Below are 18,128 nucleotides of genomic sequence, written 5' to 3' on the forward strand. Positions count from 1 at the left end.
AAGTACTGCTTCTCGGGCGCGTCGGAGGTCCGTCCGGAACGGACGCGTCTGAGGCGCCGGCAACGGGGTACGGGAGTCGCGACAGGAAGGAGGCGCCGTGCGCGCTCTCACCGCCCCCGACGGCACCCCGGAGATCCTCGCTCTGCGGGCGCTCAAGCTCGGCGACATCCTCGTGGCCGTCCCCGCTCTGCACGCGCTGCGCCGAGGATTCCCCGAGCACCGCCTGATCCTCGCCACGACCCCCTGGCTCGAGCCGATCGTCGACCTCGTCGACGGTCTCGACGCCCTGGTGCCGACCCTGCGCGGACTCGACGAGCCGCTCCCGATGGAGGCGGGCCGCGTCGAGCTGGCCGTCAACCTGCACGGCAACGGGCCGGAGTCGCGGCTGCGCCTGCGGGAGATCGCCCCCGAGCGCACACTCGAGTTCCGGGTGCCGGCGCTCGATCCCGACGCCGGCGCCAACGACCCCCGCCCGCTCTGGATCGACGGCGAGCTCGAGCGCGCGCGCTGGGCCCGCCTCGTGAACTCGATCGGCCTCGACGCCGATCCCGAGGACGTCGCCATCGCCGTCCCGGAGGCGCCCGCCCGCGTCGCCGGTGCCGCCGTCGTGCACATCGGCGCGTTCTACGGCTCGCGCGAGTGGCCCGAGGAGCGCTTCGCGGCCGTCGCGCAGTCGCTCGCCCGCGCCGGCCACCGAGTGGTCTACACCGGAGGCGCGAACGAGGCCGATCGCGCCCGCCGCGTCGCGGAGCTCGCCGGCACCGGTGAGGTGCTGGCCGGGGAGATCGACCTGACGCAGTTCGCCGCGGTCGTGGCGTCGGCGGAGGCGGTGGTCACGGTCGACACGGGCGCGGCGCACCTCGCCTCGGCCTACGGCATCCCCTCCGTCGTGATCTTCGGACCGGCCCCGCCCGAGGCCTGGGGTCCGCCCGTGAGCGGACCGCACACCGTCCTGACCGACGCGTCGCTGCGGCGGGGAGACGTCTTCTCGGCCGAACCCGACCCGGCGCTGCTCGCCGTGCAGGTCGACGACGTCCTGGCCGCCCTCGATCTGCTGCCCGTGCGCACCGAGGCGCACCTCAGGCGGTCCGCAGGCGCACTGCCGGGCGCACCGGCGTGACGGTGGCGACGCGGGTGCGGGAGGCGCGCGGCTGATGCAGGCGCGAGGGGGCGCCGAGCCGGTCGGCGAGCTGCGCGAGGGTGCGGCGCTGCAGGCGCGAGACCTGCATCTGCGTCGTCCCGAGAGCATCGGCGATCTGCTGCTGGGTCATCTCCTCGACGAAGCGCATGCGCAGCAGCTCACGCTGCGCCTCCTCGAGCTGCGCGAGAGCGGACGCCAGGCCGTGGCTCCGGTCGATCGACGCGAGTCTCGCGTCGTCGCCGCCGAGGGTCTCGCCGAGCCGCACTCCCGCGTCGCCCACGGTCTCGTCGAGCGAGAGGGGGTGCCCCGCCGAGCGGGCGTCGGCGACCTCCGAGGGCTCGACGCCCAGACGACGGGCGATCTCGCCGTCGGAGGGGTGGCGACCGAGCTCCTGCGCCAGCTCGTCGGCGACGACGGCCGAGCGTCGGTGCAGCTCCTGCACACCGCGCGGCGGCCGGATCATCCAGCCCAGGTCGCGGAGGTGCCGCTTGAGCTCGCCGGTGATGGTGGGCACCGCGAAGGCGGCGAAGCTGGCGCCCCGCTCGGGAGTGAAGCGGCGGGCGGCCTTGACCAGGCCCACGTAGGCGACCTGGCGGAGATCGGCCCAGTCGCCGCCTCCTCGGGACACCCGTCGGGCCACGGCCTCGGCCAGGCCCAGGTGGTCGAGCACGATGCGCTCGCGGATGCGGTCGCCCTCCGTCGGGTCCGCCTCGAGTGCGGCCTGGAACAGCGACAGAGTCCGCGCGTCCTTCTCCTCGCGCGCCGACTCCGTGAGCGGCGCGGGACGGTCCGCAGTGACGAGGGTGATCGTGCTCATCGGGACTCCTTTCGGTGCTGGCCTTCTTCAGTGCCGCCGCCTTGTGGGCAGGCTGCCGCTCGGGTCCGGGGCGGCGGTGGCGCATCGCTCGGCGTCGAGCGGCCTCGGCGAGAAGCTCTCGGCCCACAGCACCACTGCTCCTGCCCGGAGGGGAGTCCGTTGACTCGGAGCACTGCTTCGCGGTACAAGTACTGATCCCTCGAACGGGGTGCGGCAGGGGTGGCTCCCGGCCCGCCGCGGCTAGAATCGGCGCTGTATGTCTGAGCTCACTCCGCCCCTGGATCGCGCACCCGACGCGCACCCGTTCACCACCGCGACCGGGAGCGACGTGCGCGTGCGCTTCTGCCCGTCGCCCACCGGCACGCCGCACGTCGGCCTCATCCGCACCGCTCTGTTCAACTGGGCCTACGCGCGGCACACCGGAGGCACCTTCGTCTTCCGCATCGAGGACACCGACGCCGCGCGCGACAGCGAGGAGAGCTTCGAGCAGATCGTCGACGCGCTGCGCTGGCTGAAGCTCGACTGGGACGAGGGCGTCGGAGTCGGCGGCCCGCACGGCCCCTACCGCCAGTCCGAGCGGAGCGACGTCTACCTCGACGTGATCGCGCGCCTGCTCGCCTCCGGTCACCTCTACGAGAGCTACTCCACGGCCGAGGAGATCGACGCCCGCAACGAGGCGGCCGGCCGCGCGAAGCAGCACGGCTACGACAACCACGACCGCGGTCTCACCGAGGAGCAGCGGGCCGCCTTCCGCGCCGAGGGCCGGCAGCCGGCGCTCCGCCTCCGCGTGCCCGACGCCGATCTGTCGTTCGACGACCTGGTGCGCGGCCCGATCACGTTCCCCGCCGGGTCCTTCAGCGACTTCGTCGTCGTCCGCCCCAACGGCCAGCCGCTCTACACGCTGGTGAACCCGGTCGACGACGCGATCATGCAGATCACGCACGTCCTGCGCGGCGAGGACATCCTCCCCTCGACCGCCCGCCAGATCGCGCTGTACCACGCGCTCATCGACATCGGGCTGACGACCTTCGTGCCGCGCTTCGGCCACCTGCCCTACGTCATGGGCGAGGGCAACAAGAAGCTCTCGAAGCGCGACCCGTCCTCGAACCTGTTCCACCACCGCGACCGCGGCTTCATCCCCGAGGGCCTCGTCAACTACCTGGCGCTCCTCGGCTGGTCGCTGACCCACGACCGCGACGTGTTCTCGATCGACGAGATGGTCGCCGCGTTCGACGTCGCCGACGTGAACCCGAACCCGGCCCGCTTCGACCTCAAGAAGGCCGAGTCGATCAACGGCGATCACATCCGCCTCCTCGCGGTCGACGACTTCACCGAGCGCACCGTGCCGTACCTGATCGCCGCGGGCGTGCTCCCGGGCGCGCCCACCGAGGATCAGCGCGCCGTTCTCGACGCGGCCGCGCCCCTCGTGCAGGAGCGCATCGGCCTGCTCGGCGAGGCGCCCGGCATGCTCGGCTTCCTCTTCACCACCGCTGACGCGCTCGAGTACGACGAGGACGCGCTGAAGGGCCTGCCCGCGAACGCCGGCGAGGTGCTGGCCGCCTCCGTCGGCGCGCTCGAGCTCGTGCCCGAGGGGGAGTGGCTGACGGCGTCGGTCCAGGAGGCGCTCGCCTCCGCCCTCATCGAGGGCCTCGGTCTCAAGCCGCGCATCGCCTACGGCCCGCTGCGGACCGCGATCTCGGGCCGCCGGGTGTCGCCTCCGCTGTTCGAGTCGATGGAGATCCTCGGCAAGGCCGAGTCGATCGCCCGCCTCGTGCGCCTGTCCTCCCGGCTCGCCTGATCATGCGCGAGGCAGTGGGAGGCCGTTACGACGTCGTCGTGATCGGCGCGGGACCGGCCGGGCTCTCGGCGGCGCTCAACCTCGTCCGCGCGCGCCGGAGCGTGCTGATGCTCGACAGCAACCGCCCCCGCAACGCGGCGACGCTCCACTCGCACGGCTTCATCACGCGCGACGGCATCTCGCCGCTCGAGCTGCGCCGGCTGGGCCGCGAGGAGTTCGAGGCGTACGAGGCCGCCGAGGTGCACAACTGCCTCGTGACCTCCGTCGAGCGCTCGGGAGGCGAGTTCATCGTCTCGGCCCGCGGCGTCCGCGGCTCGGCCGACCGCCGCGTCATGGCCACCGCCGTGGTCGTCGCGGGCGGCCTCTCCGAGCGGCTGCCCGCCCTGCCGAGCCTGCGCGCCTACTACGGCACCGCTGTGCACAGCTGCATGGAGTGCGACGGCTACGAGAAGGCCGGCGAGGCGCTCGCGCTGATCGGCGAGACCGACGATCTCGCCGAGCGCGCCATGCTGCTCTCGCAGTGGTCGACCGACCTCGTCGTCTTCACCAACGGCGTCGGAGTCGTCAGCGACGCCGACGAGACCCTGCTCGGCTCGATCGGCGTGCGCATCGAGCGCCGTCCCGTCGCCGACCTGACGGGGGAGCGGGCCGTCATGACCGGCGTCGCGCTGGCCGACGGCGACGTGATCCCGCGCACCGGCGCCTTCGTCCGCCCGGTGTGGGTGCCCGTGCTCGACTACCTCGACGCCGCGGGGCCCGAGCGCGACGCCGAGGGCTTCCTCCGCGTCGACGGCGGAGGACGCACCTCGGTGCCCGGCCTCTACGGCGCGGGCGAGGTGACCGCTCCCGGACCGCAGCAGCTGATCGTCGCCGCAGGCTCCGGAGCGCGGGTCGCCTCGGCCCTCAACCGCGACCTCGTGCGGGCCCGTCTCGGCGAGGCGGCCCCGGAGTCCGAGCAGATCGCGATCCCCGATTTGAGCAGCGTGCGCCCGTAGGGTACTGTCGTCTCTCGGCGCTGGAACTCGTTCCGGCCGCCGCCTGGTCATCGGGCTCAGCCCCGGATGACCATTGGGGTATGGTGTAATTGGCAACACGGCTGATTCTGGTTCAGTTGTTCTTGGTTCGAGTCCAGGTACCCCAGCATTTCGTCCGCTCCGTGATCGGTCGCTGGTCTGCACTGATGTCCGCAGGACTCATGGCTGGCGCCTGATCATCATCCTGGTGGTCCTCTCGCCGCTGGTCGTCGTCGCCATCGGCATCCCCGTCTCGATCGCGCAGGGCCGCGCCCGCCGCGACGCGGGTCCGGTGACGCATCCGCGGGTCGACACGCTGTCGATCGTCGCCTTCGTGCTCTCCTTCATCGTCGGGATCGCCGGCGTCGTCCTCGGCCACACGGCCCGCTCGCAGCTCCTCGACAACGGCGAGGCCGGCTGGGGCTTCGCGACCTTCGCCCTCTTCCTCGGCTACCTGTCGACGGTGCTCGCCGTGCTCGCAGTGCTCTCTGTCGTCGTCACCGTCTTCGCGATCATGGCGGCGGCCTGAGGAAGGCGTTTCGCGCCGGCCTCCATTCGGAACCTGTTCTGAATTAGAGTGGGCAGATGGCTGCCATCAAGTCCGCTCGCACGTTCCAGTCGTCCGAGCTGAGCAGGAACTCACGTGAAGTCTTCGCCGCTGCCGATGAGCACCCGATCGAGGTGACGCGTCGAGACGGAGACGACCTCGTGCTGATGTCGAAGCGCGAGGCGGAGTCTCGCGAGCGGCTCCTCGAGCTCGCGGCTCAGCTGATCGCGGTGTCGACGGACGACCGGGGCACTCTCGGCGACCGGATGTCGACCGTCTTCCCCTGGATGCTCGCCCTCACCGCAGAGGACAGGGAGTCGTGCGCCACCCAGCTCCTCGACGCGGCACGGGCCTCCTTCGCCACCGGCCAGGCGCATCTCGCGATCGCCGAGACGATCTCGTGGAAGGAGACGGCGACGGCCCTCGCCGCCGGACTCGGGACGACCCGAGTCGACTGGCTCGAGGTCGACGGCGTCGTCGTCGAACGCCCCTAGGGATGGCGAGGAACGACCGGGTGGACCGTCCGCGGAAGAAGGGCGAGTACGAGATCCGCTTCGCCTCGGTGCAGGCTCAGAGGGGCTGGACTGACCTTCGCGCAACGTCTCGGAACGCGCTCGCCGACGCGTGGGACTTCCTCGTCCGCACCCCGACGCAGACGACTCCGACGAACTACCGCCTGCGGGGCGAGCTGGCGAGTGTGACTCGCGCCGGCAGCACCCACGACCGCTGGCAGCACAAGCTGACCCAGCACGGCGACGCTCGAATCTGGTTCTTCGTGAGCGAACAGGTCGTCCACCTCGAGCAGGTGCACACCCACCATCCGAACGCGACGAAGTGATCGGCACGCACTCCCGGGCTGCGTTGCGTCTCATCGCCGACCACTCCTCGGTGTGCGCCGACCGGCACGGGCCTGCGACACGTCGGTGACATCGTTCGCCGCGTCGACCGCGGCGCGATCAGAAGTAGCGCCCGAGGTGCTGCCGCAGTGGTTCGTCGCACACGTAGACGTAGGTCCCGCGGATTCCGCGCGTCAGCAGCACCGTGTAGATGTTGCGGACGTAGGAGAGCAGATCCTCGTCGGTGTAGGTGAGGCCGAGCTTGGGGTTGTTCTCGCGCCCCTTCTTGTCGTGGTAGTGGGACCGGTCGAAGACGATGCGCTGCGCGACGGGGTCGTAGCGCAGGTCGCGGCCGATCACGACTCCGGCGTAGTTGAGGTCGTAGCCCTGGACGGTGTGGATCGAACCGACCTCGTCGATGGCTCCGGGTGAGTTGATCCAGTCGCGCTGGGTCCGGTTCCACCGCAGGGACAGTCCGTCGATCTCGATGTCGAACGCGTCCTTCTGCTTCTTCGTGACCCACTTCCACGCGTACCCGGCGACGAGTCGGGCGAGGCCGTGCTCCTGCTCTCGGAGCAGCAGCTCTCGGCGCAGGTCGCCGACGTCCTCGAAGAAGCGCAGGTCGTAGCCGCCGAACTCCTCCCGGTGCACAGGCGGGTCGTCGGACAGCACCGCCCGTACGTATCCGATGTAGTCCTTGTCGGAGGCGATGCGCATCTGAGAGTGCAGGGGATACACGCGACCGTTCTCGGTGGCCTCAGCCAGGAGGGTCCGTGTGACAGCAGCCGGGAGATCCATCGGGCGGACGGTCTGCGCCGTATCGAGCATCACGATCGTGTGCCTGCTGCGAGCGCGGATCCAGTCGAGCTGCGTGTACTCGAGCGAGTCCTGCCCGAAGAGTGCCCGGTTGATATCGGCGAACTTCTTGTTCAGCGGTCCCGACGGTTGATTCGCCCGCTGGCTGAGGCGGTGCGCTTCATCGACGAGAAGGAGGTCGAAGGGCTCTTCGCTCTGCCCGACGTCGAACGGCGTGAGCACGAGATCCCGGCTCAGACCGGGTGTCAGGGCGAAGACCCGCGCGATCGAGCCGCGGAGGGACTGCTGCGGCACCACGAGTCCGACTCGGAGCGTCGACAGCAGCTCGGCGTGACCGGGAGTGAAGAAGTCGCTGAAGACGGAATCGCTGTCCAGAGGCTCCTCCGGATCGTGTCGGCGGATGTCCTGCAGGAGCTTCAGCAGGTAGATCGCGACGACCGTCTTGCCGGTCCCCGGGTCGCCCTGCACGACGACGGTGCTCGGCTCGCCGGACTCGAGATCGGCGAACAAGCCCTCCAGGATGTCCTCGACGGCGATGGCCTGGTCGTGGTTGAGCGCCTTGAACGGCGAGAGCTTGAAGAGGTCGCTGTTGATGATCTCGGGAAGCGTCCGTCGGAACAGGTGCTCCTGGCTCCGCAGCACTTCGAACACCTCGTCGAAGGTCCTGCGGTACGAGTCGCGGTCGAAGTAATCGGCGTCGGTGATCCCCGCGTTGTGGTTCAGGACCTTCAGCCGGCCTTCGCCCGACAGCATCCGCAGGAGGAACGACTCGAGATCGAGGCAGGCGGACTTGTTGAACGTGTCGTCCAGCACGACCCTCACCCTCTCGAGTCGGCTCTTCTCCGGGGAGTCCAGGTGCTGGCGCAGGCGGCCCTCGGCGTTGAGGGACTCGCCCACGTAGACCTCTGCGGCGCTGTCGAGGACGTAGACGACGGGCCAGTTGCGGTGCCGCGGGTCGGCGGCTCCCCAGGCCCGGACCTGGTCGGAGTCGAACGGCAGGCGCTCGAGGCTAAAGCCGGTCATACTTCTCGCTTCGCCCCCGTGCCTTCTCGACGGGGTACTTCTGTCGAGTCTTACGGAGCTTCGCAAGGACGATCTCGTCCGCGTCGACCCCGAGTCGGTCGGCAAGCAGAAGACAGTAGGTCAGCACGTCCGCGAGCTCGTCGACCGCCGAGGGCAGGTCGCCCTCGCCCCACTGGAAGCACTCGAGCAGCTCGCCGGACTCGATGCTGATGCTCTTCGCGAGATTCTCCGGCGTGTGGAACTGGGACCAGTCGCGCTCCCGCACGACCTCGCGGAGCGCGGCGAGGACGTCGTCATCGGGCATGGACGCCAACCTACAGTGCACCCGGCCGCCACACCGTTCGACGTCTTCGAGCCGTACCGCTGCACACTCACCCCGGCGCTCCGGCGCTCCGCTCGACGCCGGACGCCCGTCGCTCCGCCCCACAGCGAGGCATGCCACGATGAACCTGTACATCACTCAGGAATCCGCCTCCCGCGGGTTCGGAGAAGGGGGAATCTCGTCCATGCAATCCGACCTGCTCTGGATCGTCGTCGCCGGCATCGCCGTCGGCGTGCTGCTGCTGCTCGCCATCATCGGCTTCTTCATCTTCCGTGCCTGGTACCAGGTGCCGCAGGCCGACGAGGCGATCGTGATCGTCGGTAAGAAGCAGAAGGGCGATGACGGGCTGACGTCCAATATGACCGTCATCACGGGCGGCGGTGCCTTCGTCAACAAGCTGACCCAGCGCTCCGATCGCATCTCGCTGCGCTCCCGCCAGATCAAGATGGAGCCGGTCGCGCAGACCAAGAACGGCGTGACGATCCACCTCGCGGGCGTCGCCCTCGTCAAGATCGGCTCCACGGCCGACCAGGTGCGCGCCGCCGCCGAGCGCTTCGCCTCGCAGGACCAGTCGATCGACGTCTTCACGACCGAGCAGCTCGAGGGCGCCCTCCGCGGCGTCGTCGCGAAGCTCAGCGTCGAGGAGGTCATGCAGGACCGCCAGAAGCTCGGCGACGAGATCGCCGAGGGGATCAAGGGCGACCTGCTCGCGCAGGGCCTCGTCCTCGACTCGTTCGCCATCCAGGGCGTCACCGACCGCAACGGCTACATCGAGGCGCTCGGCGCTCAGGAGATCGAGCGCGTCCGGCGCGAGGCCGACGTCGCCCGGATCAACGCCGCGCGCGAGGTCAAGGCCCGTCAGCTCGCCACCGACGAGGCGAACCTGATCGAGCAGACCGCCTACGACAAGAACACCGCCGCCGCGAAGTCCGAGGTCGGCCGAGCCAACGCCGAGGCCGAGCAGGCCGAGAACCTCGCCCGCGCCGAGCGCGAGCAGGCCGTCCTCGTCCAGCGTGCCGAGAACCGGCAGGCCGAGCTCGACGCCGACGTCAAGCGCGTCGCCGACGCCGAGAAGTACCGTCGCCAGACCGAGGCCGACGCCGACGCCTACGGCCGCGAGAAGAAGGCCTCGACCGATCGTCAGGTCGCGCAGCAGGTGTCCGACGCCGAGGCCTACGCCGTCCAGCGTCAGGCCGAGGCACGCCAGGCCTCGGCCGCTGCTGAGGCGGCCGCCCTCAGTGCCCGCGCTGAGGCCGAGGCCCACGCCCTGCGGGCCAAGGCCGGCGCCGAGGCCGAGGCCCTGCGCGCGAACGCCACCGCCGAGGCGGAGGCCATCCGCGCCAAGGGAGAGGCGAGCGCGGCTGCGATCCAGGCCGAGGCGGAGGCGCTCCGCGAGAACCAGGAGGCGATCCTGGGCCGCGAGCTGATCGGCCAGCTCCCCTCCCTGATGGCGGAGTTCGCGAAGGGCTACCAGAACGTCGGCACCGTCACCCTGATCGGAGGCGACACCGCCGGCACCCACATCGCCCGCGAGCAGGCGGCGAGCCTCGCCGCCACGTTCGACAGCGTCAAGTCGGCGACCGGTGTCGACCTCGGCGCGATCCTGCAGGGCCAGGCCTTCGGCCGCGGCGTGGCGTCGACCTCCGGAGCGTCGGAGCCCGCCGACCCGACCGTCATCCCCTCGACGAGCTGACGACCGAGGCGTCCCGCCCGCGACATCCTTGCGGGCGGGACGCCCGTCGGACCGACTCGACACTCGATCGGCCCCCGGCTCGCTGCCGCACCGGGGTCACCCGAGCGGCTGATCCCCGCGACAGCGGCGCCTCGTTACGCTCGACGGATGTTCGCAGGACTCGCAGGCTGGCACCTCGTCATCATCGCCGTCATCGTCTCGCCCGTGCTCATCGCGGCGATCGGCATCCCGATCGCCGTCGCGCAGGGCCGGGCCCGACGCGACGCCGGCCTCGTGACGAATCCGCGCCTCAATCCGCTCTCGATCGCCGCTTTCGTCTCCGCGTTCCTGATCGGCATCGTGGGTGTGGTCCTCGGCCATGTGGCCCGGTCGCAGATCCGCAGGAGCGGGGAAGCGGGCTGGGGCTTCGCCACGTTCGCGCTGTTCCTCGGCTACTGGGCTACAGCGGTCACCCTGCTCGGCGTGGTGTCGGTCGTCGGCGCGGCGCTCTGGCAGAGCTGACGCGCTCGCCGACCTCCGCCGGGCCCGCACCGGATCCCGTTCCGCGTCAGCCGAGCTCCTTGCGCATCTGCACCGCCGTCGTCTCGTAGCCGAGCGACTCGTACAGCCCTCGAGCCGCCGTGTTGAAGCCGAAGACGTTCAGCGCGAGCGCGCTGCCACCGCGGGCCGCGACGTGCTCCTCCGCCAGCAGCATCGCCGCCCGGCCCACGCCGCGGCCGCGCTCGGCGGCGTCGACCTGCACATCCCACACCCAGAAGACGCCGTCCAGGTCGCTGGGGTGCGGGCCGAGCCAGATCGTGCCAACAGGTCGTTCCCGGTCGAGGATCACCAGCACGTCGTGCCCCGGGGCCGGGGCTCCGCCCGGGAAGTACTTCTCGTACGAGGCGTCCGCGTTGCGGGTCGCCGCCGCCTCGTCGTCACCGGAGCGGATCCGGTCGGTGATGTACTCCGCGCGCTGAGCCTGCATCCAGGCGGCGAGAGCGGAGGCGGACAGGGGCGAGAGCGAGACGGTCACCCCTCCACCGTGCCACGTCGATCCGTCACGAACGGCTCCCTCCCCGCAGTCGAGGCAGCCGTTCGTGACGGATCGATCGAGCGCTACGAGCGGTCGGCGTGCGCCTTCTTGCCGAAGCGGGTCGCGAGGAACAGCACGGTGCCGACCACCGCGTACGCGAGCGCGCCGAGCCAGACCGGGCCGGTCTGCTGGGTCAGCAGCACGATGCTCGCGATGATCGCCAGGACCGGCACCACCCGCGGCACCGAGAAGTGAGCGTGGTCGACCTTGTCCTTCTTCAGCACCAGCACCGAGACGTTCGCCGAGATGAAGACCAGCAGGAGCAGCAGCACGGTGGTCTCGGCGAGCGTTCCCACGTCGCCGACGAGGCTGAGGACGGCGGTCGCGACGCCGACTGCGACGATCGACACCCACGGGGTGCGGCGCTGGGGCAGCACGTAGCCGAAGGCGGTCGGCAGCAGGCCGGAGGAGGCCAGCCCGAACCCGACGCGGCTCGCCATCACCATGAACAGCAGCGCTCCGTTCGCGATCGCGACCAGCGCGATCAGGCCGAACAGCCACGGCGGCACCGCCACTCCGCTGGCCGCGACCACGTCGAGCAGGGGCCCGGTCGACTCCCCGAGCTCGTCGATCGGCAGCACGATGACGGCGCCGAGGGCGATCAGGAGGTAGACCACGGCGGCCGTGAACAGGGCCGCGAAGAGCGCGCGCGGGTAGACCTTGGACGGGTTGCGCACCTCCTCCGCCATGTTGGCCGCGGCTTCGAAGCCGAGGAACGAGAAGAAGGCGACGATGGAGGCGGCGAAGGCGCCCTGCAGCGGTGCCACATCGGGGTTGAACTCGAAGATGCGCGAGGGGTCGCCGTTGCCGCCGCCGAAGAAGACCGCGGCGCAGACGATCACGATGACGAGACCGCTGACCTCGATGACCGAGGCGACGAGGTTCGCGGTGAGCGACTCCTTCACGCCGCGCAGGTTGATCAGCGTCAGCAGCAGGATGAAGACGATGGCGGTCGGAGCGGGCGGTACATCGAGCAGCGCCCCCAGGTAGTCGCCGGCGAACGCGTTCGCGAGCGAGGCGGCGGTCGTGATGCCCGACGCCATCATCAGGAAGCCGACGAGGAACGACAGGTACGGCTTGCCGAACGCACGGTCGACGTAGCGGGCCGCGCCGCCCGCGTGCGGGTACTTCGTGATCAGCTCGGCGTAGGTGCCCGCCGTGAGCAGCGCGATGACGAGGGCGATGAGCAGGGGCAGCCAGATGACGCCTCCGACATCGTTCGCCATCGTGCCGACGAGCGTGTAGATGCCGGCGCCGAGGGTGTCGCCGACGATGAAGGCGAAGAGGAGCGGGCCGGTGATGACCTTCTTGAGCGATCCACCGCCCTTCGAGGGAGCGGCCGCAGCGGTGTTCGTCGTTTCGGTCATCCGGCAACTCCACCGATCCGGCGCGCCGCACGCAACCCCTACCGCGCGATCGCTGCGAGAGTTCTCACGATCGAAACACGGGTGAGCGGCCCGCCCGGGGCGTCAGCGCGGTTCGACAGGGGAGCTCGGTTTCGGCGTCGAGGGCGACGGCGGCGCCGAGGTCGGTGCCGGAGCGGACGTCGCCGTCGAGGTCGGAGCGGTCGTCGGGAATCCGCTTCCCGGCTGGTAGCCGCCGGGCACCGGAGTCGGCATCGAGTACGGGCCGGCCGCCACCGTGACGGTCCCCTGCAGCACGGGAGCGTCGTCGCCGCTGATCGCGCCGCTGCCGGCGAGCGGCGACAGCGCGAAGGAGAAGGCGGTGTCCGGGCTGCCGTAGGGCCGCTGGAAGATCGCGACGTCGCTGTGGCCGGCCTGACCGGAGGCGGCGAGGCCCTGCACCGAGACGGTCCGGCTCGCACTCCAGCGCAGGCCCAGGTACCAGTTCCCCCCGTCGTTGACCCCGCCGTTCGTGATCAGTCTCTCCGGGCTGGAGGTGCGAGGGCCGTCGACGGCGCTCCACGCGCCGACCACGACTCCGGCCGACGCCGCCGGAGCGACCAGGACCGCGCTCAGCAGTGATGCGGCGAGAGCCGCGGCCTCGGCTCGGGCGGGCGCACCGTCGAGGTACTGGCCCCACACGACCGTGATGTCGACGGTGCACGTCTCGACGAAGGCGACCGACGCGGCGGGAGTGCGCCCCGCGGTCTCCTGGAACGCGAAGCCGGTGTAGTCGATCAGGCCGCCGGAGGACAGGCCTCTGCCTGCTCGAGCGGCGATGTTCCATCCGTCCTGCTCGGAGGAGGGAGACACCGAGGCGGCCGCGGCGGGAGCGGCGACGGCGAGCGCGACGACGGGCGCGCTCCAGAGGGCGAGGGCGGAGACGCTGCGGCGGGAGGGCGCGTCGAGGACAGGGTTCACGGGAGCTCCAGGGTGAGCGGGGAGGGGGCGCTCCACCGTGGCAGACGAGAACGTCCGCGGAGACCCCCTGTTAAGCACTCCGATGCGCCACGATGGGCGCACGCTCCGACGGATCGAGGACCCTGTGAACGACGTCATCCCGCGCCCCGGCATCGCCGACCGGCTCTCCCGGCTCCTCCGAGTGCGCACGGTCTCGGCCGAGCTGCAGAGCGCAGACGAGTTCCTCTCGGTCCTGCGCGAGCTCTACCCCCTGGCGCACGACCGCCTCGAGCTCGAGCGCATCACCGATCGCGGGCTGCTCTACCGCTGGCGGGGCCGCGAGTCGAGCGCGCCTCCGCTGATGCTGATGGCGCACTTCGACGTCGTGCCCGTCGAGGACCCGGACGCGTGGACGCATCCTCCGTTCGAGGGCGTCGTCACGTCCGGGTCGGTGTGGGGCAGGGGAGCGCTCGACGACAAGGGCCCGCTCGTGGTCGTGCTCGAGGCCGTCGAGAACCTGCTGGCCGCGGGTGTCACCCCGGCGCGGGACGTGCTGCTGGCGTTCGGCGGCGACGAGGAGGTGCGCGGGGCGGCCGCGCAGGCGATCGCGACGACGCTGAGCGGGCGCGGCGTCGTGCCGTGGCTCGTGCTCGACGAGGGCAGCGCGGTGGTCGAGTCCCCGCTGCCCGGGGTGGTCGGCGCCGTCGCGATGATCGGCGTCGGCGAGAAGGGGCTGCTCACGCTGCGGCTGACGGCGCGCAGCAGCGGTGGTCACGCCTCCGCTCCGCCCCGTCTGACCGCGATCGGCAGGATCTCGCGCGCGGTGACGCGGCTGACTCCCTCGACGTTCCCGGCGAGGGTTCCGGAGGCTCTCGCGAGCGCGTTCTCGCTGCTCGCCGCCCGCGCACCCGGCCGCGCGGGCGCCGTGTACCGCGCCCTCGGGTCGCGGCCCAGGCTCGCGGCTCCGGTCCTCGCGCGCCTGGGCGGCGAACCGGCCGCGCTCGTGCGCACCACGATCGCGCCGACCATGCTGCGAGCAGGCACGGCCGACAACGTCCTCGCCGCGGAGGCGTCCGTCACCCTGAACCTGCGGCTCGCGCCCGGCGAGACGGTGAGCGGCGCGGTGGAGAAGGTCCGCCGGCGCGTGCGCGACTCCGAGATCACCGTCGAGGTGGTCGCGGGGGAGGACCCCTCGCCGCAGTCTCCGAGCGACGGCGCACCGTTCGAGGCGCTGCGCGCGGCGCTCGCCGTCTCGCACCCCGGGGCGGCGGTCGTCCCCTACGTGATCAATGCGGCGACCGACTCGCGGCACGTGCACCGCTCCGCCCCCGCGGTGTACCGCTTCGCGCCGCTGGTGATGTCGCGGCAGCAGCGCGCCGGCATCCACGGCGTCGACGAGCGCGTCGACGTCGTGGCGCTCGAGCAGGGCGAGGTCTTCCACCGTGCTCTGATCTCGGGTCTGACGGCGTGACGCGCGAGCGGGTGAGCGTCGGCACCCTCGCGTCCGTGGTCGGTGTGCTCGTCGTGGTCGAGTTCACCAGCGGCGTGCTGCAGGGCTGGTACACGCCGATGCTCACCGACATCGCGCGGAGCCTCGACATCCGCGACGCCGACGTCAACTGGTTCGAGGGTGCGCAGCTGCTGCTCGCGGCCCTCGTCGTGCCGGCGTTCGCGCGGCTCGGCGACATGCTCGGCCACAAGCGCATGCTGCTCTGGTCGACCGCGCTGACGGCCCTCGCCTCCCTCGCTCTGCCGTTCGCCGGCTCCTTCGCGCCGTTCCTGGTGGCGTGGGCGCTGCAGGGCTTCTACGTCGTGTGGCTGCCCCTGCAGATCGCGCTGATCTGGTCGCGGTCGAGGAGCCTCGCGAACCGCGCCGCCGTGACGGCCGCGGCCGCGGGCCTCCTGGTCGGCGCGCTCGAGCTCGGCGCGATCACCGGCGCCCTGCTCGGCGGGGCGCTCGTCGGCGCGCTGCCGCTGCCGGTGGTGCTGCTGATCCCCGCTCTGCTGGTCGTGCTGTGCTTCGTCGTGGTGCTGATCGGCGTGCGGGAGTCGCCGGAGCCGGCCGGCGGCCGCTTCGACGGCGCTGGGCTCGCCCTCGTGTCGGCGGGCCTCGTCGGCGCGCTCGGCGGACTCGGGCTGCTCCGCGTCCTCGGCGCGGCGAGCCCGGTGCCGTGGCTGCTCCTCGCCGCAGGGATCGGAGTGCTCGCGGTCTTCGCCCGCTTCGAGCTCCGGCAGGAGGAGCCGCTGATCGACGTGCGGATGTTCCGCTCGCCGGCGCTCGGCCCCGTCTTCCTCACCGCGGGCCTCTTCGGGGTCAGCGTGCTGGGTGCGCAGGCCCCGCTGTCGACCTTCGCGCGCACCGACCCGGCCGTGCACGGCTACGGCCTCGGCACGACCGGCTTCACGACGTCGCTGATCATCGGCGTCTACCTGATCGCGATGATCGCCGGCGCGCTGCTCTTCGCGCCGGTCGCCCGCGCCGTCTCGCCGCGGCGGACCCTCGTCGGTGCCTCCGTCCTCGTGGCCGCCGGCTTTCTCCTGCTGATCCCGCTGAACGGCGCCTACGCGAGCGTGACCGCGTGCATGGTCGTCGTCGGGCTCGGCTCCGGCGCGCTCGTCGCCGCCCTGCCCGCCGCTGCCGCCGCCGCGGCTCCCGCGTCGCAGACCGGAGTGGCGACCGGCCTGACCAACTCGGTCAAGACCGTCGGCGGCGCGATCGCCTCCGCGCTGTTCGGCCTCGCCCTCGTGCAGGGCGCGTCGACCGCCACCGTCAGCCCGTTCGCCGGCTACGTCACGGTCTGGGCGGTCTGCGCGGGCACCGCCCTGGCCGCGGCGGTGCTGCTGCTGCTCGTGGTGCCGCGCGTCGCGTTCACCGACGCCTCCGCCGAGAGCAGGGCGCGATCACACTGAGATGTGGTCACGTCCGGCGTCACCCGAATCGGCGAGCAGGCCGAACCCCTAAACTGACGTCGAAAAGCGACAGGAAGAAGAGGATCGCCATGCGCATCACCCACGTGACGGCTAGTAATTGGCGGAACTTCAAGAATCTTGACTTCCCGCTCGAGAGCAGGTTGTTCGTTGTCGGCCCGAACGCGTCGGGAAAATCGAATCTTCTCGACCTCTTCCGATTTCTCGGGGACATCGCCGGAGCCGGTGGAGGTCTGACGTCCGCCATCGAGCGCAGGGGTGGGATCAGCAAGGTCCGCAGTCTGTTCGCTCGGAACAACCAGGGCGGCCGCCTCATCATCGACCTTCGTCTCAGTGATGGTGAGGACGAGTGGCGTTACCGTCTGTCGATCCGCGGCGAGAAGGGGGGGTTGAATCGTCCGATCGTTGATCAGGAGCTCGTCGAGAAGAACGGCGATGTCGTCCTGAACCGGCCGGATGTCGAAGATCGAGCCGACACTGTTCGGCTCACGCAGACACATCTCGAGCAGATCGCTGCCAATCAGCGGTTCCGAGTGCTCGCCGATTACTTCGCAAAGGTGCAGTACTTCCATCTCGTTCCCCAGATCATCAGGGATCCCGCGAGGATCGGTGCCGTTTCGGGCGATCCCTATGGAGCCGACTTCATCGCGCAGATGAATGCGGTGCCGACAGCAACGAAGAACGCCTGGCTCCGGCGGATGGAGTCGGCACTCCGATCGGCGGTCCCCGAGTTCCAATCGCTGAAACTCGAGGTGGATGCCGCGGGTCGCCCACATCTCATCGCCGGATACCAGAACTGGCGCGAGACGCCGGCGCGCCAGAGCGAAGCCGACTTCTCGGATGGGACGCTCCGGCTCATCGGACTGCTCTGGACTCTGATCAGTGCGCCTTCGAACGGCGGAGTCCTCCTCCTCGAGGAGCCGGAGCTCTCCTTAAATTCGGCCATCGTCCGCACCCTTCCGACGGTTCTCGCCACAACACAGCGCGATCGCAACCTGCAGGTCGTCCTCTCGACGCACGCTCCGGAGCTCCTGGACGACGAGGGTGTGAGGGCGGACGAGGTACTCGTCCTCCGGGTTACTCGGGACGGAACTGTTGCTCAGCTCCTCTCGGCCATCGAAGCAGTCTCCGGCGAACTTGAGGCGGAACTGCCCACGTCGGACATCGTCGACGGTCTGATCGCCCCTCAGGATCTCAAGGGCCTGATTGCCGCCGGTCAAGGGAAGAGGCGGGCGTGATCAACGTCGCGGTCGAGGGAGAGCCGGACCGAGAAGTCGCCTCGGCCGTCGTCAGGGCCGCGGGACGTTCGGTCAATCTGGTGCGTGTCGCTGGCGGCAAGACCCGTCTGGATCCGCTGATACCGAAATACAACCGTGCGTCCGTTCAGACCCCGTGGGTCGTCTTTCGGGACTCCGACTCGGTCTGCCCCGTTGCTCTGCGGGAGGATCTCGGTGCCGGGATCGCGGAGTGGCACCCCTCGTTCAGTCTCCGCATCGCCCATTCCATGTCCGAGGCTTGGCTCTTGGCCGATCCGGTGAGCTTCTCGTCGTTCTTCTCCGTACCTCGCAATCGAGTACCCGCCGACCCTGAGTCTCTGCGGCACGCGAAGAGGACTGTCCTTGCTCTCTGCGCGGGTTCGAGATCCTCCGCTGTGCGCCGCGACATGACGTACGGAGACAATCGAGTCGGACCGCTCTTCGTTAAGCGGATCAATGAGTACGCCTCGACGCATTGGAATCCAGGAACGGCCGCGGAGTTGAGTCCGAGCTTGCGGCGCGCGATCGAGCGGATCAGGACACTCGGCGTCACATCCTGA

Annotated in this window: 18 protein-coding genes and 1 tRNA gene; 13 read left to right on the top strand and 6 right to left on the bottom strand. The window is 70.6% G+C overall.

The features are described from left to right. The first annotated feature begins 97 nt into the window (after positions 1-97). Positions 98-1,120: a glycosyltransferase family 9 protein gene (locus tag GSU68_RS06325; protein WP_159906522.1), complete on the top strand. Its 1,023-nt coding sequence runs from the start codon at positions 98-100 to the stop codon at positions 1,118-1,120. Here GSU68_RS06325 and GSU68_RS06330 read toward each other — a convergent pair. Continuing rightward, positions 1,080-1,958, bottom strand: a complete 879-nt coding sequence (locus GSU68_RS06330; RefSeq protein WP_159906523.1) for a sigma-70 family RNA polymerase sigma factor — start codon at positions 1,956-1,958, stop codon at positions 1,080-1,082. The genes GSU68_RS06325 and GSU68_RS06330 overlap by 41 nt on opposite strands. Positions 1,959-2,214: 256 nt before the next feature. Between GSU68_RS06330 and gltX the strand changes: the two genes are divergently transcribed. The 6 genes from gltX (at position 2,215) to GSU68_RS06360 (ending at position 6,154) form a co-directional block, all read left to right on the top strand. Further along, a complete protein-coding gene (gltX, locus tag GSU68_RS06335) occupies positions 2,215-3,756 on the top strand; it encodes a glutamate--tRNA ligase (RefSeq protein ID WP_159906524.1) in 1,542 nt (513 codons plus the stop codon). Positions 3,757-3,758: 2 nt separating this feature from the next. Beyond that, positions 3,759-4,751: an NAD(P)/FAD-dependent oxidoreductase gene (locus tag GSU68_RS06340; protein ID WP_159906526.1), complete on the top strand. Its 993-nt coding sequence runs from the start codon at positions 3,759-3,761 to the stop codon at positions 4,749-4,751. 74 nt (positions 4,752-4,825) lie between these two features. Continuing rightward, positions 4,826-4,897 (top strand) — tRNA-Gln (locus GSU68_RS06345). A gap of 80 nt (positions 4,898-4,977) precedes the next feature. Then, positions 4,978-5,298 (top strand): DUF4190 domain-containing protein, encoded by a 321-nt coding sequence (locus GSU68_RS06350; protein ID WP_159906528.1) that lies wholly within the window; start codon positions 4,978-4,980, stop codon positions 5,296-5,298. Between the two features lie 56 nt (positions 5,299-5,354). Continuing rightward, entirely contained in the window at positions 5,355-5,810 is a 456-nt protein-coding gene (locus GSU68_RS06355; protein WP_159906530.1) for a prevent-host-death protein, read from the top strand. Positions 5,811-5,812: 2 nt separating this feature from the next. Further along, positions 5,813-6,154 (top strand): hypothetical protein, encoded by a 342-nt coding sequence (locus tag GSU68_RS06360; protein WP_159906532.1) that lies wholly within the window; start codon positions 5,813-5,815, stop codon positions 6,152-6,154. 118 nt (positions 6,155-6,272) lie between these two features. Here GSU68_RS06360 and GSU68_RS06365 read toward each other — a convergent pair whose 3' ends face one another. Further along, positions 6,273-7,991, bottom strand: coding sequence for a DUF2075 domain-containing protein (locus GSU68_RS06365; protein WP_159906534.1), 1,719 nt, complete (start codon positions 7,989-7,991; stop codon positions 6,273-6,275). Next, the gene (locus tag GSU68_RS06370) at positions 7,978-8,295 is read right to left on the bottom strand and encodes a nucleotide pyrophosphohydrolase (protein ID WP_159906536.1); all 318 of its coding nucleotides are present in this window, start codon (positions 8,293-8,295) and stop codon (positions 7,978-7,980) included. Before GSU68_RS06370 ends, GSU68_RS06365 begins: the two co-directional genes overlap by 14 nt. A gap of 202 nt (positions 8,296-8,497) precedes the next feature. Between GSU68_RS06370 and GSU68_RS06375 the strand changes: the two genes are divergently transcribed. Beyond that, positions 8,498-10,006, top strand: a complete 1,509-nt coding sequence (locus GSU68_RS06375; protein WP_159906538.1) for an SPFH domain-containing protein — start codon at positions 8,498-8,500, stop codon at positions 10,004-10,006. 147 nt (positions 10,007-10,153) lie between these two features. Next, positions 10,154-10,507 (top strand): DUF4190 domain-containing protein, encoded by a 354-nt coding sequence (locus tag GSU68_RS06380; protein ID WP_159906540.1) that lies wholly within the window; start codon positions 10,154-10,156, stop codon positions 10,505-10,507. Positions 10,508-10,553: 46 nt separating this feature from the next. On the opposite strand, the gene GSU68_RS06385 is transcribed toward GSU68_RS06380, so the two are convergent. The 3 genes from GSU68_RS06385 to GSU68_RS06395 form a co-directional block, all read right to left on the bottom strand. Beyond that, the gene (locus GSU68_RS06385) at positions 10,554-11,021 is read right to left on the bottom strand and encodes a GNAT family N-acetyltransferase (RefSeq protein WP_159906542.1); all 468 of its coding nucleotides are present in this window, start codon (positions 11,019-11,021) and stop codon (positions 10,554-10,556) included. Positions 11,022-11,104: 83 nt separating this feature from the next. Continuing rightward, positions 11,105-12,448: an APC family permease gene (locus GSU68_RS06390; RefSeq protein ID WP_159906544.1), complete on the bottom strand. Its 1,344-nt coding sequence runs from the start codon at positions 12,446-12,448 to the stop codon at positions 11,105-11,107. Positions 12,449-12,550: 102 nt separating this feature from the next. Continuing rightward, a complete protein-coding gene (locus GSU68_RS06395) occupies positions 12,551-13,405 on the bottom strand; it encodes a hypothetical protein (protein WP_159906546.1) in 855 nt (284 codons plus the stop codon). Positions 13,406-13,529: 124 nt separating this feature from the next. On the opposite strand from GSU68_RS06395, the gene GSU68_RS06400 reads away from it, so the two are divergent. From GSU68_RS06400 to GSU68_RS06415, 4 genes are all read left to right on the top strand, one after another. Beyond that, the gene (locus GSU68_RS06400; RefSeq protein WP_244259410.1) at positions 13,530-14,855 is read left to right on the top strand and encodes a M20/M25/M40 family metallo-hydrolase; all 1,326 of its coding nucleotides are present in this window, start codon (positions 13,530-13,532) and stop codon (positions 14,853-14,855) included. After that, positions 14,852-16,294, top strand: a complete 1,443-nt coding sequence (locus GSU68_RS06405) for an MFS transporter (protein ID WP_159906550.1) — start codon at positions 14,852-14,854, stop codon at positions 16,292-16,294. The genes GSU68_RS06400 and GSU68_RS06405 overlap by 4 nt, the downstream gene beginning before the upstream one ends. Before the next feature lie 89 nt (positions 16,295-16,383). After that, the gene (locus GSU68_RS06410; RefSeq protein ID WP_159906552.1) at positions 16,384-17,550 is read left to right on the top strand and encodes an ATP-binding protein; all 1,167 of its coding nucleotides are present in this window, start codon (positions 16,384-16,386) and stop codon (positions 17,548-17,550) included. Beyond that, complete coding sequence (locus GSU68_RS06415) at positions 17,547-18,128, top strand: hypothetical protein (RefSeq protein WP_159906554.1); 582 nt, start codon at positions 17,547-17,549, stop codon at positions 18,126-18,128. Before GSU68_RS06410 ends, GSU68_RS06415 begins: the two co-directional genes overlap by 4 nt.

This window comes from Rathayibacter sp. VKM Ac-2759 (genome assembly GCF_009834225.1).
Classification (GTDB): Bacteria; Actinomycetota; Actinomycetes; order Actinomycetales; family Microbacteriaceae; genus Rathayibacter.

Excerpts from the sequence above, each read along its gene's own strand:
- GSU68_RS06330 (WP_159906523.1), bottom strand. The coding sequence starts at position 1,958 with ATGAGCACGATCACCCTCGTCACTGCGGACCGTCCCGCGCCGCTCACG.
- gltX (WP_159906524.1), top strand. The coding sequence starts at position 2,215 with ATGTCTGAGCTCACTCCGCCCCTGGATCGCGCACCCGACGCGCACCCG.
- GSU68_RS06340 (WP_159906526.1), top strand. The coding sequence starts at position 3,759 with ATGCGCGAGGCAGTGGGAGGCCGTTACGACGTCGTCGTGATCGGCGCG.
- GSU68_RS06355 (WP_159906530.1), top strand. The coding sequence starts at position 5,355 with ATGGCTGCCATCAAGTCCGCTCGCACGTTCCAGTCGTCCGAGCTGAGC.
- GSU68_RS06360 (WP_159906532.1), top strand. The coding sequence starts at position 5,813 with ATGGCGAGGAACGACCGGGTGGACCGTCCGCGGAAGAAGGGCGAGTAC.
- GSU68_RS06365 (WP_159906534.1), bottom strand. The coding sequence starts at position 7,991 with ATGACCGGCTTTAGCCTCGAGCGCCTGCCGTTCGACTCCGACCAGGTC.
- GSU68_RS06370 (WP_159906536.1), bottom strand. The coding sequence starts at position 8,295 with ATGCCCGATGACGACGTCCTCGCCGCGCTCCGCGAGGTCGTGCGGGAG.
- GSU68_RS06375 (WP_159906538.1), top strand. The coding sequence starts at position 8,498 with ATGCAATCCGACCTGCTCTGGATCGTCGTCGCCGGCATCGCCGTCGGC.
- GSU68_RS06380 (WP_159906540.1), top strand. The coding sequence starts at position 10,154 with ATGTTCGCAGGACTCGCAGGCTGGCACCTCGTCATCATCGCCGTCATC.
- GSU68_RS06390 (WP_159906544.1), bottom strand. The coding sequence starts at position 12,448 with ATGACCGAAACGACGAACACCGCTGCGGCCGCTCCCTCGAAGGGCGGT.
- GSU68_RS06410 (WP_159906552.1), top strand. The coding sequence starts at position 16,384 with ATGCGCATCACCCACGTGACGGCTAGTAATTGGCGGAACTTCAAGAAT.